Genomic DNA, 23,197 nt, shown 5'->3' with positions numbered 1-23,197 from the left:
CACTCCAAGACTTTCAAAAAGTGTGAGGCGAAGACCAGGAGTTACACTATCCTCAAGGTCCTTATGTCCGAGAACTTCCCGCCAACCGATCCGCCAGCCGCCCCGCCCGCAAATGGGCATACCGGGCCAACATCTGCATGGATTTGTGGCCCGTGATTCCCTTGATCTCCATCACATCCAGGTCGGTTTCCTCGAACAGTCGGCTTGTCGCCTCATGCCGGAGGTCTTGAAAATGAAGATCCTCTAGCCCCGCCCTTCGCGCCGCCCGCGCCATCAATTTTGAAGCCCGATCCGGGTCACGCAACAAGGGGAACACGCGGCCCGAAATCGCCCGAGGCAACGAAGCCAGCACTGTCAGTGCATCCGGCGAAAGCGGCACTGTTCGCGATTCGCCGTTTTTTGTTTTTGGAAGAAAAACGGTTCGCCGCTGAAGGTTGACGTTCTCCCAGGTCAGGGCAGCTATTTCGCCGCGACGCATGGCCGTCGCCAGAGCAAACTGAATGATAAGCGAAAACTCGGAATCACATTCCGCGAGCAATCGCTTTTCCTCATCATCATTGAGGCGCCGAACACGCCCTACTGGCAGACTGGGCTTGTCCACGAGCTTGACGGGATTGTCGAGAGCGACCATCCCCCAGTTTCGGCGGCAAATCTCGTATACTTTTGAAATCGTGTTCAAGTCGTGAATAACCGTTTGCGACCCCACCCCTTCGCCCTGCCGCTCCCGGATGAAATCGGCAATATCCTTACCCCGGATCGCAGCCAGCGGCCGAGCCGCAAAGGGTCTGGCCGCAATCGCCTCAGCCCGTTTTTGGACCCTGTAAGATGTCGCCAGCTCAGGCACCCGTTCTTGGACGTATCGGGTGATCGCTTCGGCCAGGGTCACCTTTTCGGCTTCTCGGGCGGCAGGCAGATACGCGGCCGAGCCACGATCAATATCCGACTCTACACCCTTCGCCCACCGCTCAGCGTCCGCCAAAACGTCGAAGGTCCGGCACACGACGGGGTGCCCTTTTTTCTGAATGCGCACGTTCCAAGATGAACCGCGCTTGCGGAAGGTAGCCATTTGCGCCCCCCTTATCTCGTGATTGGACACTCTTAGACACTACTCACTAGACCAGAATCAGACCAAAGCGCAAGCTAGACCACAAAAAAAGGGCTTAGATTGTATCTAAGCCCTTGAAATTGCTGGTGCGCCCGACAGGATTCGAACCTGTGGCCGTCTGCTTAGAAGGCAGATGCTCTATCCAACTGAGCTACGGGCGCACGGGCACGAAACCTAAACAAGCCGGCCTCTGCGGTCAAGGCCGCCCTTGACGAAACTATGCGGCCGGCTCAAACTGCCAGTTCCGGTATTATTGCCCGCCACAAGGAGAGAGGCATGAAGCTGCGCGTGCTCGGATGTTCCGGCTCGGATCTGCCGGGCCACAATCTCACCTCATTTTGTGTCAACGACACCATCCTCCTTGACGCCGGCTCCGTCACCTCCTCGCTCGACTTGGCCGCCCAGGCCAGACTCGAGCATATTTTCGTCACCCACAGCCATCTCGACCACATCAAGGATATCTTGTTTCTGGCCGACAACCTTATCGAGTTTTTTACCGCCGGCAGCCGGCCGCCAGTCCAAATCCACGGCCTGCCCGAGGTTCTCGACGCCATTGCCACGCATCTGTTAAACGACACCATATGGCCCGATTTCACCGTCATCCCGGCGGAATCGCCGGTCCTGACCTACGCGCCCATGGTCCCGGGCGTCCCGGTCGCCATCGGCGACCTGACCGTGGCCGCCTATCCCGTCAATCATGCCAAAGCCGCTTCCGGTTATGTCCTGTGGCAGGATGGCGGGGCCAAAAACCTTGCCTACACCGGCGACACCGGCCCCTGCGACAGCTTCTGGCGGGCCATGGACGCTCTCCCCTTCGCCCTGACCCACCTCATTACCGAAGCCTCCTTTCCTTCGGCCATGGACGGGCTGGCCGCCGCGTCCAAGCATCTCACGCCGCGCCTGCTGCGCCTGGAACTCGACAAACTGCGCGCCCGGCCCGACATCTTTATCTATCATATGAAGGCCCCCTTCGCCGTTGCCATCGAACGCGAATTGGGCCAGGAACTGGCCGGCTATACCTACCGGCTGCTCAGGGAACATGACGTCATCACCATCTGAATTTCCGGATTTTGCCGCCTTCTCGGCCTACCTCGACAATCTGGGCCTGTTTCACATGGATCTGGGTCCCGGGCGGATGCACTCTGCCCTGGCCAGGCTTCACCTTGTCAGCCTGCCCCATCTGGCTGTGCAGACCGTCGGCACCAACGGCAAAGGCTCCACCTCGGCCCTGCTCGCCGCCTTGCTGGCCGCCCACGGCCTGCCCACGGGCCTGTACCTCTCGCCCCACTTTGTCAGCGTACGCGAGCGCATTCTCTTTGGCGGCCGGCAACTCCCGGAGCCGGTCTGGACCGACGCCGCCAACGCCGTCCTGGCTGCCGCCGCCCCAGGCGGCGAAGCCGGCCGGCTGACCTATTTCGAGCTGCTCACCGCCATGGCCGCCTGGCTGTTCACCGACCAAGGGGCTGAGGCCGTCGTCTATGAAGCCGGCCTCGGCGGGGCCGGCGACGCCACCACGGCCCTTCCCCGCGACCTCGTGCTCTTTGCGCCCATCGGCCTGGACCATGCCGCCGTTATCGGACCAACGCTGGCCGACATCGCCCGGGACAAGGCCGGGGCCATGACGCCCGGCGGCCTGGCCGTGACCGGTCCCCAGCCGCCCGAGGCCCTGGCCGAACTGCGACGCCAGGCCGAGGCTGTCGGCGCGCGTCTCTATGACGTGTCCGAATTGGCCGTGTACGACTCCAGAACCAAGAGAGCCGTGCTCAAGGCCCCGCATCGCCTGGACATTCCCGAGGCCAGACTGCGGCTGGCCGGGCCGCATCAGGCCCAAAACGCCGCCTTGGCCCTGGCCGGATTCGCACTGTGCGCCGGCATGCTCGGCATCATCCCCGATCCTGACGCCGTGCGCCGCGCCCTGGCCGAGACCTTCCTGCCCGGCCGGCTGCATCTGTTGCGCCTGCCGGAAATGGGCCCGGACCTGCTCCTGGACTGCGCCCACAACCTGCCGGCCCTGACCGCCCTGGAAACGGCCCTGTCCAGCCTACGACTTGCTCCGTCGGCCCTTATCTTCACCTGCCTTGGCGACAAGGATCTGGAGGCCATGGCCCCGGTGGCCGCCCGGCTCACCGCCGGCCCCATCTTCGTGCCCGAATTGCCGGGCATATCCCGGGCCAGACCGGCAGCTGAAGTGGCCGCCCGGCTCGGTCCCCGGGCCGTTGTCGTGGCCGGACCCGAAGCCGCCTTGGAGAGCGTGCGCGCCCTGGACGGAACTGTTTTGGCCTGCGGTTCCATGTACTTGCTGGCTGCCCTTTTCCCGGCCGGGCAAAATTGATCTCACCGGCGTTTCCGGGTATGCTCCATGGCTTGACGCGACTGTGACGCCAACGCCCAACCCTTCGGAATCGCCGTGCAAAATTTTTTCCGCCTGCTCCCGCCCGTGGACGCCGTCCTGGCCGCCCTGGACACAGACCCGTCCCTGGCCGCCCTGCCCCGGGCCATGCTGCGCGATGCGGTCACCAGTTTCCTCGACGGACTGCGCGAGGACATCCGGGCCGGCCGCCTGACCGATCCGGTCCAGCTCGACCACGCCCTGCTCTTTGCCCAATGCGCCCGCTCGGCGGCTGCGGCCACCCGGCCCCATTTCCGCCGGGTCATAAACGCCACCGGCGTGGTTGTGCACACCAACCTCGGCCGTTCGCTTTTGGCCCCCGAGGCCGCAACCGCCGCCGCCGAAGCCTGCCTGCACTATTCCAACCTGGAATTTGATCTGACGACCGGCGAACGCGGCAGCCGCTACAGCCATGTGCTTGACATCCTGCGCACGCTGACCGGAGCCGAAGACGCGCTGGTGGTCAACAACAACGCCGCCGCCGTGCTCATCACCCTGGAAACCCTGGCCAAGGGCCGGGAAGTCGTCGTCTCCCGGGGGCAGCTTGTGGAAATCGGCGGCTCGTTTCGCATCCCCGAAATCATGGCCAAGTCCGGGGCGATCCTGCGCGAGGTCGGGGCCACCAACCGCACCCATCCCCGCGACTACGAAAACGCCGTCACCCCGGAGACGGCCGCCCTGTTAAAGGTCCACACCTCCAACTACCGCATCGTGGGCTTTACCAAGGAAGTCTCCCTGGCCGAACTCGTGCCCCTGGGCCGACGCCACAATCTGCCGGTCATCGAGGACCTCGGCAGCGGCAACCTGACCGATTTTACCAGCTATGGCCTGCCCGGCGAACCGACCGTGCAGCAGGCCGTGGCCGATGGGGCCGACGTCGTGACTTTTAGCGGCGACAAGGTCCTCGGCGGCCCCCAGGCCGGCATCATCGTCGGCCGGGCCAAATATATCGCGGCCATCCGCAAGAATCCGCTCAACCGGGCCATTCGCATCGACAAGATGACGCTGGCCGCCCTGGAGGCCACCCTTCGCCTCTACCGCGACCCCGAGCGCGCCCGGACCGTCATCCCCACCGTGGCCATGATCACCGCCGCCCCGCAGGCCCTGGCCAAAAAGGCCCGCAAGCTGGCAAGCCTCCTTAAAAAATCCCTGGCCGGCCGCTACACAGTCGGGACCATCCCGGGCGCGTCCCGGGTGGGCGGCGGGGCCTTTCCCGAGCGCGATCTGCCAACCACGCTGGTCGCCCTCTCGCCGCTTGCCGGCGCGCCGTCCCCCGACGCTTTGCGGGCGCGGCTGCTCACGACCGATCCGCCGCTGGTGGCCCGCACCCAGGACGACGCCCTGCTCCTGGACCCGCGCACCCTGGCCGACGATGAGCTGAAACTCGTCAGCACAGTGCTCGGACAGGCGCTCGGCGAGTGAGCAGAAAAAACAGGGAAAAAGAGCGGGGCGCTGCCCCGCACCCCGCCGGGGGGATCATCCCCCCGGACCCCTCGACGGGAAGAAAGGATAGTGAGGATGGGGTTCCCACAGGGGAGCACAGCAATTACAATAAGGCCTTGGTTCAAAGCATTTGAAGGAGCAATGAGCATCATGACCGACACCGAAGAAATCACCCCGGCCGCCCCGGGCCTGACCATTGACGCCAAAAGCTGCTGGGAAACCTATGCCACGCCCGAAGAGCGCGAGGCCATGAAAACCCTGGCCGACACCTACATCGCCTTTCTTTCGGCCTGCAAAACCGAACGCGAGACGGTCCAGTACGTCCAAGGCGTCCTGTCCGGAGCCGGGTTCGCCGAAAGCCTGGACGGCAATTTTGCCGGCGACGCCGTGTACCGCGTCATGAAGGGCAAGACCATGTTCGTGGCCCGCAAGGGCAAAAAGCCGCTCAGTGAAGGCTTCCGGCTGCTCGGCGCCCATTGCGACACCCCGCGCATCGACCTCAAGCAGCGTCCGCTCTATCAGGACTGCGGCGTCGCCCAGTTAAAGACCCACTACTACGGCGGCATCCGCAAGCACCAATGGCTGGCCAGGGCCTTGGCCCTGCACGGCGTGGTGGCCAAAAAGGACGGCACGGTCATCCCGGTCACCATCGGCGAGGACCCGGCCGATCCGGTCTTCACCATCCCGGACCTGCTCCCCCATCTGGCCTACCGGCAGGTGGAAAAAAAGCTGTCCGAAGCCTTTGAAGCCGAAAAGCTCAATATCATCATCGGCCACTCCCCGGCCGAGAAGCCGGCCGAAACGCCTGAGACCGCCGAGGCCAAACCGGCCGCAAACGGCAATGGCAACGACCTGATCAAGGCCAAGGTGCTCACCCTGTTAAACGAACGCTACGGCATTGAAGAGGCCGACCTCTACAGCGCCGAACTGCAAGCCGTGCCGGCCGGGCCGGCCAGGCTCGTCGGTCTCGACGGCGCGCTGATCGGCGGCTACGGCCAGGACGACCGGGTGTGCGTCTATGCCGGACTCTCCGCCCTGCTCGACGCCGGCCAGCCCGAGCACACCCAGATCGTGCTTTTCTGGGACAAGGAAGAGATCGGCTCCGAGGGTTCCACCGGGGCCAAGTCGCGCTTTTTCGAATATTGCCTGGAAGACCTCATCGAGGCCTGGGAGCCTACGGCGCGCAAAAGCCGGGTGCTGGCTGCGGGCAAGGCGGTTTCCGCCGACGTGCATGCCGCCATGGACCCGGATTACCAGGATCTGCACGAGAAGCTCAATTCGGCCCTGCTCGGCAGTGGCCCATGCTTTTGCAAATTCACCGGCCATCGCGGCAAGGTCGGGGCCAACGACGCCCATCCCGAATACGTGGCCTGGTTGCGAAGCCTCCTCGACGGGGCCGGCATCCCCTGGCAGATGGCCGAGCTTGGCCGGGTGGACCTTGGCGGCGGCGGCACGGTGGCCAAGTTCCTGGCGGTCTACGGCATGGACATCATTGATTTCGGCCCGGCCGTGCTCAGTATGCACAGCCCCTTCGAGATCACCAGTGTCGCCGATCTCTACGCCACCAAACTGGCCTACCAGGCTTTCCTCTCCAGCTAACCTTTCTCCCTTTCAGGGGGTCCGGGGGGATGATCCCCCCCGGCCGCCGGAGGCCTCTTCCTCTTTTCTTCACCCCTTCAAGGAACCGCACATGCCAGTTATCATGGGGACAGCCGGGCACATCGACCATGGCAAGACGACGCTCATAAAGGCCCTGACCGGCATCGACTGCGACCGGCTGGCCGAGGAGAAAAAGCGCGGCATCACCATCGAGCTGGGCTTTGCCTTCATGGATCTGCCCGGCGGCACGCGCCTTGGCGTCATCGACGTGCCGGGGCATGAGCGGTTTGTCAAAAACATGGTGGCCGGCGCGGCCGGCATTGATTTCGTGACGCTTGTCATTGCCGCCGACGAAGGCGTCATGCCCCAGACCCGCGAGCATTTGGACATCTGCACGCTCCTTGGCGTCGAGACCGGGGTGGTGGCGCTGACCAAATGCGACATGGTGGACGAGGACTGGTTGGCCATGGTCACCGAAGACGTGCGCGGCGTGCTGGCCGGCACGTTTCTGGCCGACGCCCCCATCTTTCCGGTCTCCTCCCACACCGGGGCGGGCCTGCCGGAGCTTCGCGTCGCCCTGTCCGAACTGGCCGACACCTTTGCCCCCAAGCGCCGCTCCGATCTGGCCCGGCTGCCCATCGACCGGGTGTTCACCCTTCGCGGCCACGGCACGGTGGTCACGGGTACGCTCATTGCCGGCTCGTTTGCCGTGGGCGACGACGTGCGCCTTTTCCCCACCGACAAACGCTCGAAAATCCGCAGCCTGCAATCCCACGGCGAAACCGTGGAGGTCTCGCCGGCCGGGCGGCGCACCGCCGTCAATCTGGCCGGGCTTGAGGTCGAGGACATCGAGCGCGGCGAGGTGCTGGCCCTGCCCGGGACGTTGTTTCCGGACACGGTCTGGGAGGTGGAACTCCTGTGTCTGGCCTCGGCCCCGCGCGGCATCAAACATCGCACCGAAGTGCATCTGCACCACGGCACCCGGGAAATCCTGGCCCGGGTGCATCTCCTTGACCGCGACAAGCTCGAACCAGGCGAAACGGCCGTGTGCCAGCTGCGCTTCCCCGAACCCATGGCCGGCGTCCACGGCGACCGGGTGGTCATCCGCTCCGGCGCGCCGCTGCGCACCATGGCCGGCGGCCGGGTGCTCACGCCCATGGCCCGCAAGCTCAAGCGCCACACCGAGGAAACAAGCGCCCTTTTGGCCGAGCTGGCCGCGACCACCGGAACCGCCCTGGTCGCCCTGCAACTGCGCCGGGCCGGGACCGAAGGTCTGGGCTTTGCCCGGCTCATGACGCTCACCGACCTTGAATCCAAGGCCCTGGACAAGGCGCTCGCCAGCCTATGCGACAAGGGCGGCGCGGCGCTCACCGACCGCGAGGGCAAGGAAGGCCGCCACTACGTCCACGGCGACACCGTGGCCGCACTCGCCACATCCCTGGCCGAATTCATGGCCGCCTACCACAAGCGCGAACCCCTCAAACTCGGCGTCTCCCGCAGCGAACTGGCCTCCACCTGGGGCAAGGCCCTCTCGCCCAAGCTTTTCCATCTCATGGTCGAACGGCTCCTGCGCGCCGGCAAACTGGCCACCGAAGGCGACGTCATCCGCCTGCCCGACCACAAGGTGTCGCTGGCCTCCGATCAAGCCAAGCTGCGCGGCATTCTCCTTGCCGCCTACCAGAAAGGCGGCCTGACCCCGCCCAACATCAAAGACATCCTCGAACCCCTGGACCTGACCTTCAAGGAAGCCCAACCGGTCTACAAGGTGCTGCAAGACGAAGGGCTCATTATCAAGGCCCAGGAAAACATGTACTTCTGCGCTGCGGCCATCAAAGCCCTTATCGAGAAGGTGCAAGCCTACTACGCCGCCGGAGCCACCGACATGGGACCGGCGGAATTCCGCGAACTGACCGGCCTGTCGCGCAAGTTCCTGATCGCCCTGCTCGAATACCTGGACAAGGACAAGATCACCGTGCGCGTCGGCGACAAGCGCCAGTTGCGCAAGCGGTAGCGAGCGGGGGGGAGAAGAGAGGAGAAGGCAGAAGAGTGCCTCCGGCGGCCAAAGGGCAGTGCCCTTTGGAATCCCACCTGGGGTTAGTTTGCTTTGACGGCGCGCGTTGCCAAGTCGGTGAGCGGAAGTGAAGCTGGAAAAGATGGGAAGATGCCGGTGGCCGGGGGGACACCCCCAGACCCCCTGCAATGGGAGAAGTTGTACGGGGTTGCCCCCAGGAGGGAGTCCAAAGGGGTCACCCCTTTGGCCGCCGGAGGCACTCTTCCAACGGCAAAAGCGGCGAACGACGCAAGCCGTCCGCCGCCGGAAAAGCGACCGAAGGGGCGGGTGCTACCAGTCCTGGTCTTTGGGTTTGGCAGCCTGCTGGGCCTTGAGAACAAGCAGGGCGATAAACACAGAAGCGAGCCCGAACAGCACCATAAGACCGGCGAAATCAAATTTCACGGCGAACCTCCCCAGGAATGTATTTCGTGAAAAAAATCTTTAACCATAAATGAAGCACATGTCCAGATATGCCCGCCCCCTTTGCGTCTGTCTGCTGCTCGCCAGTCTGGCTGTTCCGGCACGCGTCCCGGCCGCCGTCATCCAGGTCGATGTCGACTCCTACCGGCTCAACGGCGGTCCGCCGGTCACTGCGGCCTGGGAAATCGCCGAACGCCTCTCCGTAGCCAAGGACGTGGCCATTGTGGTCATGGACCAAAAGGCCACCAAGGCGACGGTGCAAACCCTCATGAAAAATCTCGAAACCCTTAACGTGCCGACCCTTTTCACGAAAAAGGGCGATTACGAAATCCTGCTCAAACGCGGCGTCATAAAGCCCGCCCCTGCGCCTTGACAGCCCGCACGCCCCCCGGTACGTCCCCGCCATCGACCTGGGCGCCCTTCGGGGCTTAATAGGGAATCCCGTTCAAATCGGGAGCGGTCCCGCCGCCGTCAGTCCCCCGCACAGTCGGCCTCCTCGCGCGCCACTGGGATTCCTTCCCGGGAAGGCCGGGGCCGATGGGACAAGCCGGAAGACCTGCCCGGGTCCTGGCGCGTCCCGTCGGCAACGAGGGCTTTTGCCGGCCGGTCTTCGGGAACGAGCTGCTTGTCCGCGCTCGCTCCCCTTCCTTAAGAGCCCTCCATTGTTATGGAGGTAACCCCATGATTCGCCTGCTGCGGATTATCCTGTCCCTGTCCCTTGTCCTGGCTCTGGCTGTGCCGGCTGTTGCCGGTCATGACGCCAAAAAAGAACCCAAGCGGGCCATTGTCGTGGCCGCCTTCGGCACCACCGTGTCGGAAGCCGCCCCGGCCATCACCAAGATGGTGGAGCGCGTGAAGGCCGCCTATCCCGGCGTGCCCGTCACCCTGTGCTATACCGCCGCCATGATCCGGGCCAAGCTGGCCAGGGAGGGCAAAAATGTTCCCTCCCCGGCCGAGGCCTTGGCCGCCCTGCCCGATGCGGGCGTGACCGACGTGGCGCTCATGTCCCTGCAAACCATCCCCGGCAGCGAATACCACGACCTGCTGCGCACAGCCGCCGCCTTCTCCCGGATGCCCAAGGGCCTGTCCCAGGTGTCGGTAAGCGCCCCCCTGCTTTTTGAAAAAGAGGACTTCCCCAAAGTGGCCAAGGCCCTGGTTGACGCCGCCCCCAAGGAGCGCAAGCCCGGCGAGGCCGTCGTCTTTGTCGGCCACGGCACCGAACACTCGGCCAACATGGCCTACCCGGCCCTGCAATACAGCTTATGGCGCGTGGACCAAAACGCCTTCGTGACCACGGTGGAAGGCATCCCGTCCTTTGACGACGTCATTGCCGATCTCAAAGCCAAGGGCATCAAGACAGCCTGGCTCATTCCCCTGTTTGCCGTGGCCGGCGACCATGCCCGAAACGACATGGCCGGCAAGGAAAAGGACTCCCTGGCCTCGTCCCTGGCCGCAGCCGGCATTGAGGCCAAACCCGTCCTGTCCGGCACGGCTGACCGCGAGGCCGTGGCCGCCGTGTGGCTCGACCACCTGAAAACCACCTTCGACGCCCTGCCCGGGAAATAATGCCTCGCGCCCGCGCCAGTGTGCGTTCTTGAAAACACCCTGGTGCTCTTTGAAAAGAGAACGAATGGATTACGGCTGTCGCTTCGAAAACGCATAATGGAAATTCACCAACACAACACTGGCCGGGTCCGGGCCGTTGCCCGGGTTCTGCCGCTTCTCCTGGCCGGACTGGCTGCCATCGCGGCGGCCTGTCTGGCCGGGTCCTATCCGGCCGCAGCGACTGACGTCGCCGCCGTGGTCGGCCGGGCCCTGGGGCTGGACCTGCCGGCCCCGGCCGATGCAGCGGTGACGGCCGTGGTCCTGGATCTGCGGCTGTTGCGGGCGCTTCTCGCCTATGGCGTGGGCGCGGCCCTGGCCGTGGCTGGCGCGGTTTTTCAGGGGGTGCTGCGAAATCCTTTGGCCGATCCCTTCACCCTGGGGGTATCTGGTGGCGCGGCATTTGGCGCAGCCCTGTCGCTGAGTCTTTCCCTGGCCGTCTTTTTCGGCACAGCCCTGGCCACCCCGGCCTGCGCCCTCTTAGGCGGCGGCGCGACCCTGGCCGCCGTGCTGGCCCTGTCCCGGCTGGCCGGAGGCTTACGGCGCGAGACGGTCGTTTTGGCCGGCATCGTGGCCGCCACCTTCCTGTCTGCCCTGCTCTCGCTGGTCAAGGCGCTTAACGAAGAATCCGTGGCCGGCATCGTCTTTTGGATCATGGGCGGCTTCCAGGGCCGGGGCCGGGCCGAACTGGCTTTGTTTCTTCCCTGCCTGGGCGTCGGGCTGGCCGCCATCTGGCTCTTTGTCCGCGAACTGGACATCCTGCTTTTGGGCGAAACGCAAGCCAGACAGCTGGGGGTTGCGGCCGGACGGGCGCGGTTGGTGCTGTTGACCGCCGCCAGCCTGCTGACCGCCGCAGCCGTGGCGGTCTCGGGCGTCATCGGCTTTGTCGGCCTCATCGCCCCCCATGCCTGCCGCCGGCTCTACGGCGGCGAACACGGCACCTTGCTCCTGCAAAGCGCCCTGGCCGGCGGGGCCTTGCTGGTGGCCTCCGATGTCCTGGCCCGCACCATCCTGCCCGGCGGCGCAGAGCTGCCGGTCGGCGTGGTCACGGCCCTGTGCGGCGGTCCGTTTTTCTGCGCCTTGCTGCTCACCGGCCGAAGCGGAGCCCGGACATGATCCGGTGCCAGAAACTGCAAAGCGGCTACCACGGCCGGCCGGTGCTCCACGACATCGACCTGGAGGTTGCCGCTGGCGAAATGGTGGGCATCCTCGGGCCAAACGGAGCCGGCAAGACCACGCTCCTCTTGACGCTTTCCGGAGTCCTCTCCCCGGGGGGCGGCACGGTGCGCCTGGATGGCGCCAACGTGGCCGCCATGACCGACCGGGAACGCGCCCGGAAAGTGGCCGCCGTGCCCCAACGCGGCGAGAACGCCGGGGAGCTGACCGTGCGCTCCCTGGTGCTCATGGGGCGCTATCCGTACCTGTCCTTTCTGGGCGGCTATGGCACAGACGACGCCACCGCGGCCGACGCGGCCATGGCAGCGGTCGGCGTGGCCGATCTGGCCCCACGGCGGTTGGGGGAACTGTCCGGCGGCGAATTCCAGCGGGTCCTGACCGCCCGGGCCTTGGCCCAGGAAAGCGACGTGCTCCTGTTGGATGAAGCCTCGGCCAACCTGGATGTGGCCAGAAAAATTGAACTCTACCAACTCCTGGCCGCCCGCAACGCGACCGGGACCACCATCCTGGCCGCCTTGCACGACATCAATCTGGCCGCGCTCTTTTGCCGGCGGCTGGTGTTTCTCAAAAACGGCCGCATCGAGGCCGATGGCCCGACTGCCGCCGTCTTTACGCAGCCAACCCTTTCGAGGATTTATGAAACCGATATCATTGTCATCCCCCACCCGACGACCGGCGCGCCCCAGGCCCTGGCTGTTCCCGGTCCTGGCCCTGGCCCTGGCGTTGTCTCTGGGACGCCCTGAACCATCCCGGGCCGAGGCCGTGGCCGCCACCGACGACCTGGGCACGACCATTCATCTGGCCGCGCCGGCCACCCGCATCGTGCCGCTCTACGGCGCGTTCGTCGATATCCTGGCCGGCATGGGCCAGTCAGCTCGGATCACCGCCCGCACCGAGGCCGATCCGGCCCCGGCCGATCGGCCCGATATGCCGGTCATCGGCACCCACATGCGGCCCAACCTGGAGCGGGTGCTGGCGGTCAAACCCGATCTGATCCTGCAGATGGACGGCCGGGGCGAGGCCCGGGAATCGGCCCGGCAACTGGCCGATCTCGGAGTGCCGGTGGCCGTCTTTGCCGTGTCGGATTTCCCAGGACTCTGGGAAACCATCCGGCGCATCGGCCTCCTGACCGCCGACCCGGCCGCTGCGGCTGCCCTGGTCAGCCGGCTCCAGGCCCGCCTGGCCGCCGTTGCCGCCGCCGTCCCGGCCGGGGAGCGGCCGACGGTCTTTTTCGAAGCCCGCTCCGGCAGCCTGCTGGCCGCCGGCAAAGACTCCATGGTCGCAGCCATCATCACTGCCGCCGGGGGAACAAACGCCGTGACGACCGAGAAAAAACTGGTGCGTCTGGCCGATGAAGAGCTCTTGCGCCTGGCTCCGGCAGTCTGCCTCACCCAGCGCGGTCCCATGAATCCCGAGGCCCGCTCCATGGCCGAGCGCCCGGAGTATGCCACCCTGCCCTGCGTGCGAAATGGCCGGACATTCGTGGTCGAGGAGTCGCGCTTTTCCAGACCCGGCCCCGGCAGTGTGGACGCTGTGGAAGAACTCGCCCGACTCCTCACGGCCGGTGCGTCATGAGCCGGCTTGGAACCCTGTACGGCCTTGGCGTCGGTCCCGGCGACCCGGAACTGTTAACCCTCAAGGCCGCTCGGATTCTCGGGCAGGTGGGCGCGGTCTTTGCCGCCTCGTCGAGCAAAAACGATTATTCCATTGCCGAGGCCATCGTGGCCCCGCATCTGCCGGCCGGCACACAGGTCAGCCGCCTGTCGTTTCCCATGACCCGCGACAAGGCTGTTTTGGCCGCAGCCTGGACAGCCAACGCCGCCGCCATGGCCCAAGTGCTGGCCGCCGGCCAGGACGCCGCCTTCATCACCCTGGGCGATCCGCTGCTCTACAGCACCTTCGGCTACGTGCTGCCGCTTGTCCGCGCGCTCCTGCCCGAGCTCCCCATCGAGGTCGTCTCGGGCATCACCTCGTTTCAGGCCGCAGCCGCCCGAACCGGGCAGGTGCTGGTCGAATCCGGCGAGAATCTGCTCATCGCCTCCGGGGTTGACGACAACGGCCGGCTGCGCCGCGCCCTGGAAACAGCCGACAACGCCGTGATCCTCAAAGCGTATCGCAGTTTCCCAAGGCTTCGCAGCCTGCTTGAGGAACTGGGCCTGGCTTCGGGCACAACCTTCGTGACGCGCCTTGGGCACGAGGGCGAAGCCGTCGTCCGGGACTTGGCTGACGCGCCGGCAAAGCCCCACTACCTGTCGCTTTGCCTGATCAAACGCGGCAAAGCCTGAGCGCGCCTCCCGACTGCGTCACAAGGCTCCTTGTCCCAACGGACAAGGAGCTTTTTTGTTGCAACACGCAACCAACGGCAGCTCAACGGTCAGATTGCAATCATTTCCAACGCGCGCGCGTGCCATTGTCCGACGCAAAAAGAAAGCCAGATAAACCATTCGCTTTTTAAAAAAAACGCAATACGATCGAAAGGTCGTTTTATTGTCAGACATGATCCCCGGCCTATCAGAAAGAACTCTTTCACGTATGTCGGACAAGCAAACTGGATACGATCCACAATGCAGGCTTGCAGTGAAACAAAAAAGCGAACACCATGCACATAACGACATGGCTTGACACGCTCCACGCCGATCATAGCGACGGTATCGACAGCGATCTGAAAGCCCTTGGCGCAAAGACCTATTGCTTTTTAACCGACCGGCAGGTGTCCCATCAGATCGAATGCTTAAGCGGCTCCCTGGGGACCATGCGCCAGAATCTGCGCCGGGCCGTCATTGCCTACACCCTCTATACCCGGCAAATCGACCGTATCCAGGACAGGGTCAGCAAGGACTTTTGCCGGGAGCATTGCGACCGCCCACCAGTTGGCTGCTGCAATGCCAAACACTGCGATATTTTCACGCCGTCCGACTATTTTCTGTACCAACCGTCACCCCTGGCCATGCAACTGGCCCAGGCCATCGGCCGTTTGCAGAAGCTGGAAGACGGACAGGGGCAGGCCGCAAGGGCCGTGTATCGCGGCCAGTACTGCCCGTATCTGACAGATCAGGGCTGTACGCTGCGACTCTTCAAATCCCCCCGGTGTACGCACTACCTCTGCCAGACAGTGGGGGACGATCTGCAGGTTCGGTACGGGGCGAAGGGCGAGGATTTTGCCCGGATCATGGTTGAAACATCCAGCCGGACTCTGGCTGGATGCGCCGATTTCACCAATCCAGAGGTCCTGACGAGCGCCCGGGAGATGCTGACGGTTTGACCGCCTGATGCTGAGGCCCGCAAGAGACGCAGCGAGTCAGGTCTATGACCTGGGGCAAACACGCACTGGCTGTCCTCGTTGCCCCGGATCGGCCACACCGGACTGGCCATCAACACTCGGGCCAACACCTACTTCAACTGACTGTCCTTGTTGCCGCGCCGGTTGTAGGACGAAACCACGGCCTGCTCCTTGTCGTGCTCCTCCTGACAATTGACGCACAGTCGCACCCCGGGCAGGGCCTTGCGCCGGGCCTCCGGAATCGCCTCGCCGCATTCCTCGCATTCGGCTAGGCTCTCGCCTGTCGGCAACAGACTGCGAACCCGGGAGACTTCATCGTCAACCGAATGCGCGATCTGATCCTGCACCGCTCCATCGCCAGTCCAACCGCCAGCCATCGCTCTCCCTCCCAGCGCAAGAGATCATGCCGTCCACTCGCACCGCCAGCCGTTCGTGTGGGCACCGCAGCCAAGCGTTGCGGCAGAACGCCCGGGTACGATGCCCCGGTGCCTCTGTCAAACGAGCGTTCCATTACATTTTTGCAGGGAATATTGAATTTCCTGCAAACAAACTCTATCGTGAACAGAACACAATGTTTTACAAACGTTCCGAGCTACATGTTAATATTGTTATTATACTTGTCGCCTGAACCGTAAAAGAGCCACATGAAACAGCATGTCTCCAGCATTCCACCATGGCGCATGCATCATTGAAATCATCGGTACGATTGGAGCGCGATCATGTCTTGTCTTGGTCTTGCATGTCTGGATCGGCTATTTACGACATCAATTGTTCTCTGCGTGATCTGCGTGATCTGCGTGCCCCGCCTCACTTTTGGCAATGGAATAGACCAGCACCCAATCATGCACCCCGATCCCGAGACGCTGCAGGAATGGAACGACAACTACAAAAACGCCCCATCGACCAAGATCAAACCGGGACTCAGGGCATTGGCTGAGGGCCAGTCCTCGCTTTCCCTCATGGCCAAGTCCCCATGGAATACGAGCAACATATACCAGCGCAACCAGATCGGCTGCGGCGATTGCTGGGTATGGACCAACACGGCAGCGGCGGAGATCGCCCTGAGCGCCAGCCAGAACATCACGCAGCGGCTCTCCGTGCAGGCCTTCAATTCCTGCTGGCTCAACGGCAAGAAAAGAGCCTGCTGCGGCGGCGATCCCACCACATTTGCCAACTTCTACACTGCGATGCAGCAGTACATGCTTCCCTGGCTCAACGCCAACGCCAAATTTGCCGACGGATTCGTCAGTCCGTGCGACACGTCCAGCCTGGCCTGTTCGGCTATCGGCGCCTCGCCCCAGTACATCGTGACCTCCATGACCGCGTCACGGGTCGAGACCGCCAACCAGACGAGCGGCGTGCCTGCCGTCAACATCAAAGCTGTCCTGGCCAACAACCAGGCGGTCACTTACGCCATGACCCTGGCCACCAAGGCCGCCTGGGACGCCTTCTATGATTTCTGGGACAACCAGGATGAAACCGCCGTCTTCGACCCGGGCCAGTACAGCGGCCAGACCTATGGCTCCGACGGGGGCGGCGGCGGCCATGAGATGCTTATCGTCGGCTACATCGATCTCGACGCCACACACCGCTATTGGGTCGTGCTCAACAGTTGGGGGGGCTCGACGAACCGTCCCAACGGCGTCTGGCTCCTCAACATGGAAACGAATTACGACGCCTATTACGTGGACAAGAGCGGCAACAACCAGAACATGCAGGGCTTCTGGACGATTGACGTCGCCTTCAGCATACCGACGGACGTCGGCTCCCTGGACGTGACCCTGCAGCCCGCCTCGGCTGTGGATCGCGGGGCCAAGTGGCAGGTGGACGGCGGCGGCTGGCAGGCCGGCGGAACCACCATGGCCGGTCTGTCCCCCGGGAGTCACACGGTTTCCTTCTCGTCTATCAGCGGCTATACGACTCCCGCCAGCCAGACTGTCACCGTCTCCCAGGGGGCCACGACCTCGGCGACTGCCGCCTACGCCCTGGGCATGAACGCCGGGGCCGTGCTGACGCCCCTCGACGTCCCGACCGTCACCGACGTCCCGGGGTTCAACGCCGGGTTCGCCGAGCAGTTCACGGACGCCTCGGCTCTCGACCACTGGACCCAGAACAGCTTCGCCGCCTGGAGCGTGACCAACGGCTACGCCAGCGTCACCGGCACGTCCTCAGGCAATTACTTCAATCTGGCCTATGCCGACAAGGACTTCTCCACGCTCGATTACAGCGTCAGGATACGGCGCACCGGGAAAAACGCCGACGCCGATTTCAACGCCATATACTTTCGCGGGACGTCCACGCCCCAGGACAGCTACGGCGACTGGAACGCCGGCTACTGGTTCGCCTATTCAAACAACGGCTATTTCACCATCTACAAGGCCCAGAATGCCGCCTGGACATGCTTGGTCAACCAAACGCAGACCTCGGCCATCGTCCCCATTGACTGGAACGTCCTGCGGGTCACGGCTTCCGGCTCCTCCCTCCAGTTTTTTATCAACGGCACGTCGGTCTACTCCCTCACGGACGCGACGCTTTCCTCGGGGCAGGTCGGCATCGAGATGTCCGACGCCGACGGCGGGACCCTGGATGTCGCATCCGCCATGCTCAGCACCGCCCTGCCCGCCGGCGCGTCGTCGGCCGGGGCGGACCAGCCCGGCCCGTCGCCGGCCACGCCTCAGGGCAAGCCCGGGACGGCTCAGGCCCGCTGAAGCGGGGCGTTCCAGTCCGGGTACGCCTGGCGGGACGCTCGTTTCGCTTCCCAACCCTCAACCAGAGAGATGTGCCATGAATGTTTTCCCTCCAAGGGACGCCGATCCCTTCAACCGGCTCAGGCCGGCCCTGGCTCTGGCCCTGGCCCTCCTGGTCTCCGTCAGCGCGCCGTCCGGGGCCTTTGCGCAGCAGGCCCACTATTCCCCCTATGTTTCGCCCTATTCGGTCAACTACAGTTGTTCCCAAAACTCCCTGACCTTCGACTTCAACACTTCGCCGCGCAACGACTACACCCAGGCCTCGAACACGCCGTTCGCCCAGTGGTACGACCAGAACAACTACCCGGTGCACAATCCGAACAACAACAACACGACTTCCGCCAGCTGGGGTCCCTGGCCGGCCAATTATCCGTGGGTGACCGTGCCCTCCGGCCTGAGCAGCCCGTGCGACGCCGTGACCTGGAAACGGGAACGGGTTTTGCGCGTGGCCCAGGAATACATCGGCTACAACTACCAGCACCACCACATCCCGGATTTCAATCCCTATGCCAGCAAGCCCGCTTGGCCGGCCAGCAATCCGGCCGTATTAGTGAACTATCCGACGCCCGGCATCGACTGCTCGGATTTCTCCTCCTGGAACTACAATTTTGGCCTGGGCATCGTGCTGAGCACGGCCGTGCCCGAGCAGGGCCTGACCACCACCCCGGTCTACTATGGCCAGGGCGGTTCGACCGTCACGCCCGTGGCTGTGGTGCCCTCGGGTGCGGGCCTGACCTACCAACAGCTGTGCGACACGCTGCGAGTCGGAGACCTGCTCTACATCAACAACGAACAAGGCACCGTGAGCCATGTCATCATGTGGCTCGGACTCAAGGGTCAGGACGCCAACAATCAGGACGACTGGCTGGTCATCGACAGCCACGACAACAGTCCGGCCGTGGTCGATTCCAATAACGTCACCATCCCGCCCGGCGTCCATATACGGCCTTTTCGACAAAACGAATGGTATTTCACAAGTTTTGATCATGCCTTACGGATCATTCCAGACGTCGTTGCCCCAGGATCAATAACTTTGCTCCTGGAAAACAACCAATAATTGTCCGTGGCCCAAGGTGTCGGGCGATGAAGCTCTGCCCCAAAGCGGCAGCGGAATGCATCCATCAGCCTGGGGACACCCGGGCGCATACCACAAAAAAAGGGGACTCCTTGCGAAGCCCCCTTTTTTGTACGCATGGTCGCGCTGCCGTGTCTATTCGATATCCAGGCCGATGATCGGATTTTCTTCCAGTTCTTCCAGGAAGCGGTCCGGGCGCTCGGGCTGACGCGGCACCTCGATCTCGCTCTCCATGTACCGGCGATAGCCGGTGCCGGCCGGGATGAGGCGACCCACGATGACGTTTTCCTTGAGGCCGCGCAGGGAATCGTCCTTGCCCATGAGCGAGGCTTCGGTGAGCACCTTGGTGGTCTCCTGGAAGGAAGCCGCCGAGATGAACGAATCCGTGGACAGCGACGCCTGGGTGATGCCAAGGACCAGCGGTTCGGCCATGGCGGGCTTCAAGCCCTCCTCGACGCAGCGCAGGTTCTCTTCCATGAACCGGATCTTGTCCACCTGCTCGCCAATGAGGAAGGTGGTCTCCCCGGAATCGAGGATGGAAACCTTCTTGAGCATCTGGCGGACGATGATCTCGATGTGTTTGTCGTTGATGCCGACGCCCTGGAACCGGTACACGTCCTGGATTTCGTCCACGAGGTACTTGGCCAGGAACTTCTCGCCCTTGATCTTCAAGATGTCGTGCAGTTCCGGGTAGCCTTCGGTCAAGAGTTCGCCGGCTTCCACGAAGTCGCCTTCCTGGACCGTGACGTGCTTGCCGCGCGGGATCAGGTATTCCTTGGCATCGCCGGCCTCGGGGGTGACCACGATCTTGCGCTTGCCCTTGGTTTCCGCGCCAAAGGACACCAGTCCGTCGATTTCCGAGACAACGGCCATTTCCTTGGGCTTGCGCACTTCAAAGAGCTCGGCAACGCGGGGAAGACCGCCGACGATGTCCTTGGTCTTGGACGATTCGCGGGGCTTACGCGCAATGATGTCGCCTTCGAAGACCTCCTGCCCGTCGCGCAGCATGAGGATGGCGCCGACCGGCATGGAGAAGATGGCCGGGGTGTTGGTGCCGGGGCGGCTTTTCGGGTTGCCGCGCTCGTCCACGATGGAGATCGAGGGCCGAAACGAGGTGGTCCGGTATTCGATGATGGTCTGGGTGGCCCGCTTGGTCGCGTCGTCCACCTTTTCCTGGTAGGTCTTGCCTTCAACGATGTCGGTGAAGCGGATGACGCCGGCAACGTCGGTGACGAAGGGTTCGTTAAACGGATCCCATTCGGCCAACAGCTGGTCTTTCTTCACTTCCTGACCGGCCACGGCAAACAGTTTCGCGCCGGACGGCAGGCTGTAGCGTTCGCGTTCGCGGCCCTGGTCGTCCACCACCGACACCTGCCCGGACTTGCCCATCATGATGGTGTGGCCCTGCTGGTTGACGATGGATTTGACGCGCGACAGCACGATGCGGCCGTTGTGCTGGGCCGTCACCGACGACTGGGCGATTTCACGGGCCGCCGTACCGCCGATGTGGAAGGTACGCATGGTGAGCTGGGTGCCCGGCTCGCCGATGGACTGGGCGGCGATGATGCCGACGGTCTCGCCGACGTTGACCAGATGGCCCCGGGCCAGATCGCGGCCGTAGCACATGGCGCACACGCCGTGCTTGGCCTGACAGGTCAGGGTCGAGCGGATCATGAGCGAACTGAAGCCCTTGTCTTCGATGATCTGGGCATAATGCTCGTCGATCAGCGCGTTGGTCGGGATAAGGACTTCATCGGTGACCGGATCGAGGACGTCGAACATGCAGGCCCGGCCCAGGGCGCGCTCATGGACCCGCTGCTTGATGTCGCCGGCCTTGACGTAGTGGGTGATCTCCAGGCCGTCGACGGTGCCGCAGTCGATCTCGGTGATGATGACGTCCTGGACGACATCGACCAGACGACGGGTCAGGTAACCGGAGTTGGCGGTCTTAAGGGCCGTATCGGCCAGACCTTTTCGCGCGCCGTGGGTGGAGTTGAAGTACTGGGCGACCGAGAGGCCTTCACGGAAGTTCGAGGTGATGGGCGTCTCGATGATCTCGCCCGACGGCTTGGCCATGAGGCCGCGCATGCCGGCGAGCTGGCGCATCTGGTCCTGGTTGCCTCGCGATCCGGAGTGGATCATCATGAAGATCGGGTTGCTGGAGGTGTTCTTCTCCACGCGCCCGGTGGCTTCATCGGTCAGGGTATCCCAGGAGATCTCCTTCATCATTTCCGTGGCCACGTCGTTGGTGGCCTTGGTCCAGACGTCGACGACCTTGTTGTATTTCTCGGTACGGGTGATGATGCCTTCCCCGTACTGGATCTCGATGTCGTCCACCTCGTTCTGGGAGGCCTCAAGCAGACGGGCCTTGGTGGACGGGATGGCCAGATCCTTGACCCCGATGGAGACGCCGGCCCGGGTGGCGTATTCGTAACCCAGGTCTTTCAAGCGGTCGCACAGGATGACGGTCGCCTTGGTGCCGGCCATGCGGTAGGTGTCGCCGACGAGCTTGCCGATGCTGCGCTTGTTGAGCACGGTGTTGACCAGCTCAAAGGGCACGCCCTCGGGCATGAGTTCGCCAACAATGATGCGGCCGGGAGTGGTATTGACCCGCTCGCCGTTGATGCGGCAGGTGATGCGGGCATGCAGGCTGACCACCCCGGCGTCCACGGCGCAGATGACCTCGCCGGTGTCGGCAAAGATCTTGCCTTCGCCCTTGGCGAAACTGCGCTCGATGGTCAAATAGTACAGTCCAAGGACGATATCCTGGGACGGCACGATGATCGGAGTGCCGTTGGCCGGCGACAGGATGTTGTTGGTGGACATCATGAGGACGCGGCATTCGATCTGGGCTTCCACGGACAGGGGCACGTGGACGGCCATCTGGTCGCCGTCGAAGTCGGCGTTGTAGGCCGAGCAGACGAGCGGGTGCAGCTGAATGGCCTTGCCTTCAACCAGGGTCGGCTCAAAGGCCTGGATGCCCAGGCGGTGCAGGGTCGGGGCGCGGTTTAACAGGATCGGGTACTCGCGCACCACATCCTCGAGGATGTCCCAGACCACCAGCTCTTCGCGCTCGACCATCTTCTTGGCCGTCTTGATGGTGGTGGCCAGCCCCTTTTCTTCCAGCTTGGAATAAATAAAGGGCTTAAAGAGTTCCAGGGCCATCTTTTTGGGCAGACCGCACTGGTGAAGCTTCAGGCGCGGACCGACGACGATGACCGAACGGCCGGAGTAGTCAACGCGCTTGCCAAGCAGGTTCTGACGGAAACGGCCCTGCTTGCCCTTGATCATGTCGGACAGCGACTTGAGCGGCCGGCCGTTGGTGCCGGTGATGGCCCGGCCGCGGCGGCCGTTGTCAAAGAGCGCATCCACGGCTTCCTGGAGCATCCGCTTTTCGTTGCGGATGATGATGTCCGGCGCGCCGAGTTCGATCAGGCGTTTTAAGCGGTTGTTGCGGTTGATCACCCGGCGGTAGAGGTCGTTTAAGTCCGAGGTGGCAAACCGGCCGCCGTCCAGGGGGACCAGGGGGCGCAGTTCCGGCGGAATGACCGGAACCACTTCCATGATCATCCATTCTGGCTTGTTGCCGGACTCGATAAAGGCCTCGACGATTTTGAGGCGCTTGATGATCTTTTTCTTTTTGGTCTGCGACTTGGTGGTCATGGACTCATCGCGCAATTCGGCGCGAAGGGTCAGAAGATCGATCTCCTCCAGCAGGCTGCGCACGGCTTCGGCGCCCATGCCGACGACCAGGGCGTCTTCTCCGCCGTAGTGGTCAATGACCTGGATGAACTGCTCTTCGGAAATGACCTGGAACTTGGTCAGATTGGTGTCCTTGGGATCGAGCACCAGATACGAGTCGAAATAGAGCACCTTCTCGAGATCGACCATGGTCATGTCGAGCAGGGTCCCGATCTTGGAGGGCAGGGTTTTCAAAAACCAGATATGGGCAACCGGCGCAGCCAGTTCGATATGGCCCATGCGCTCGCGGCGGACCTTGGAGGCGATAACCTCGACGCCGCACTTTTCACACACGATGCCGCGGTGCTTCATGCGCTTGTACTTGCCGCAGTTGCACTCGTAGTCCTTGACCGGGCCGAAAATCTTGGCGCAGAAAAGGCCGTCGCGCTCGGGTTTGAAGGTCCGGTAGTTGATGGTTTCGGGCTTTTTGACTTCCCCGAAGGACCATTCCCGAATCTTTTCCGGCGAGGCGATGGAAATGCGGATGGACTTGAGCGACCGGCTGGAGACACCGGTCTGGCCGATGCCGCGCATGCTGAACAATTCGTCCAGAGACATACGATACCT

Annotated in this window: 17 protein-coding genes, 1 tRNA gene and 1 riboswitch; of the genes, 14 read left to right on the top strand and 4 right to left on the bottom strand. The window is 63.5% G+C overall.

All coding sequences use genetic code 11. The annotated features are described in order from the left end of the window. Positions 1 to 61: 61 nt before the first annotated feature. Positions 62 to 1,066, bottom strand: a complete 1,005-nt coding sequence (locus NY78_RS19635; RefSeq protein ID WP_043639962.1) for a site-specific integrase — start codon at positions 1,064 to 1,066, stop codon at positions 62 to 64. A 123-nt stretch (positions 1,067 to 1,189) separates the two neighbouring features. After that, a tRNA-Arg gene (locus NY78_RS19630) sits at positions 1,190 to 1,266 on the bottom strand. Between the two features lie 115 nt (positions 1,267 to 1,381). On the opposite strand from NY78_RS19630, the gene NY78_RS19625 reads away from it, so the two are divergent. From NY78_RS19625 to NY78_RS19570, 12 genes are all read left to right on the top strand, one after another. Continuing rightward, positions 1,382 to 2,164, top strand: coding sequence for a 3',5'-cyclic-nucleotide phosphodiesterase (locus NY78_RS19625; RefSeq protein WP_043639960.1), 783 nt, complete (start codon positions 1,382 to 1,384; stop codon positions 2,162 to 2,164). Further along, entirely contained in the window at positions 2,145 to 3,437 is a 1,293-nt protein-coding gene (locus NY78_RS19620) for a bifunctional folylpolyglutamate synthase/dihydrofolate synthase (protein WP_043639958.1), read from the top strand. The genes NY78_RS19625 and NY78_RS19620 overlap by 20 nt, the downstream gene beginning before the upstream one ends. A gap of 75 nt (positions 3,438 to 3,512) precedes the next feature. Next, on the top strand, positions 3,513 to 4,916 hold the full coding sequence (gene selA / locus NY78_RS19615) for an L-seryl-tRNA(Sec) selenium transferase (protein ID WP_043639954.1): 1,404 nt from the start codon (positions 3,513 to 3,515) through the stop codon (positions 4,914 to 4,916). A 171-nt stretch (positions 4,917 to 5,087) separates the two neighbouring features. Then, on the top strand, positions 5,088 to 6,536 hold the full coding sequence (locus NY78_RS19610; protein WP_043639998.1) for an aminopeptidase: 1,449 nt from the start codon (positions 5,088 to 5,090) through the stop codon (positions 6,534 to 6,536). Positions 6,537 to 6,627: 91 nt separating this feature from the next. Then, positions 6,628 to 8,547, top strand: a complete 1,920-nt coding sequence (gene selB, locus NY78_RS19605; RefSeq protein WP_043639951.1) for a selenocysteine-specific translation elongation factor — start codon at positions 6,628 to 6,630, stop codon at positions 8,545 to 8,547. A 502-nt stretch (positions 8,548 to 9,049) separates the two neighbouring features. After that, positions 9,050 to 9,382 carry a hypothetical protein gene (locus NY78_RS19600; RefSeq protein WP_231584050.1) on the top strand — a complete coding sequence of 111 codons (333 nt, stop codon included), beginning with the start codon at positions 9,050 to 9,052 and terminating at the stop codon, positions 9,380 to 9,382. Between the two features lie 22 nt (positions 9,383 to 9,404). Beyond that, positions 9,405 to 9,587: riboswitch (cobalamin riboswitch) on the top strand. 103 nt (positions 9,588 to 9,690) lie between these two features. Next, on the top strand, positions 9,691 to 10,575 hold the full coding sequence (locus tag NY78_RS19595) for a sirohydrochlorin cobaltochelatase (protein WP_043639946.1): 885 nt from the start codon (positions 9,691 to 9,693) through the stop codon (positions 10,573 to 10,575). Between the two features lie 96 nt (positions 10,576 to 10,671). After that, positions 10,672 to 11,727 carry a FecCD family ABC transporter permease gene (locus NY78_RS19590; RefSeq protein ID WP_047960302.1) on the top strand — a complete coding sequence of 352 codons (1,056 nt, stop codon included), beginning with the start codon at positions 10,672 to 10,674 and terminating at the stop codon, positions 11,725 to 11,727. Continuing rightward, complete coding sequence (locus tag NY78_RS19585) at positions 11,724 to 12,530, top strand: ABC transporter ATP-binding protein (RefSeq protein ID WP_043639943.1); 807 nt, start codon at positions 11,724 to 11,726, stop codon at positions 12,528 to 12,530. Before NY78_RS19590 ends, NY78_RS19585 begins: the two co-directional genes overlap by 4 nt. Next, positions 12,424 to 13,362 carry an ABC transporter substrate-binding protein gene (locus NY78_RS19580; protein ID WP_082140113.1) on the top strand — a complete coding sequence of 313 codons (939 nt, stop codon included), beginning with the start codon at positions 12,424 to 12,426 and terminating at the stop codon, positions 13,360 to 13,362. The genes NY78_RS19585 and NY78_RS19580 overlap by 107 nt, the downstream gene beginning before the upstream one ends. Continuing rightward, positions 13,359 to 14,072 (top strand): precorrin-2 C(20)-methyltransferase, encoded by a 714-nt coding sequence (gene cobI / locus NY78_RS19575; protein ID WP_043639940.1) that lies wholly within the window; start codon positions 13,359 to 13,361, stop codon positions 14,070 to 14,072. The genes NY78_RS19580 and cobI overlap by 4 nt, the downstream gene beginning before the upstream one ends. Positions 14,073 to 14,386: 314 nt before the next feature. After that, entirely contained in the window at positions 14,387 to 15,049 is a 663-nt protein-coding gene (locus tag NY78_RS19570; RefSeq protein ID WP_043639937.1) for a hypothetical protein, read from the top strand. Between the two features lie 128 nt (positions 15,050 to 15,177). On the opposite strand, the gene NY78_RS19565 is transcribed toward NY78_RS19570, so the two are convergent. Next, the gene (locus NY78_RS19565; RefSeq protein ID WP_043639934.1) at positions 15,178 to 15,444 is read right to left on the bottom strand and encodes a DksA/TraR family C4-type zinc finger protein; all 267 of its coding nucleotides are present in this window, start codon (positions 15,442 to 15,444) and stop codon (positions 15,178 to 15,180) included. Between the two features lie 465 nt (positions 15,445 to 15,909). Here NY78_RS19565 and NY78_RS23280 point away from each other — a divergent pair, with 465 nt between their 5' ends. Together NY78_RS23280 and NY78_RS19555 are read left to right on the top strand one after the other, a co-directional pair. Then, the gene (locus NY78_RS23280; protein WP_053062277.1) at positions 15,910 to 17,775 is read left to right on the top strand and encodes a family 16 glycoside hydrolase; all 1,866 of its coding nucleotides are present in this window, start codon (positions 15,910 to 15,912) and stop codon (positions 17,773 to 17,775) included. Between the two features lie 76 nt (positions 17,776 to 17,851). Further along, positions 17,852 to 18,871, top strand: coding sequence for an NlpC/P60 family protein (locus tag NY78_RS19555; protein WP_053062276.1), 1,020 nt, complete (start codon positions 17,852 to 17,854; stop codon positions 18,869 to 18,871). 153 nt (positions 18,872 to 19,024) lie between these two features. Here NY78_RS19555 and rpoC read toward each other — a convergent pair whose 3' ends face one another. Beyond that, positions 19,025 to 23,188 (bottom strand): DNA-directed RNA polymerase subunit beta', encoded by a 4,164-nt coding sequence (gene rpoC, locus NY78_RS19550; protein WP_043639931.1) that lies wholly within the window; start codon positions 23,186 to 23,188, stop codon positions 19,025 to 19,027. Between the last annotated feature and the right edge of the window lie 9 nt (positions 23,189 to 23,197).

The organism is Desulfovibrio sp. TomC (genome assembly GCF_000801335.2).
Lineage (GTDB): Bacteria > Desulfobacterota > Desulfovibrionia > Desulfovibrionales > Desulfovibrionaceae > Solidesulfovibrio.
Note: the sequence above shows the minus strand (reverse complement) of the source record. Positions and strands in the feature narration are given on the sequence as shown.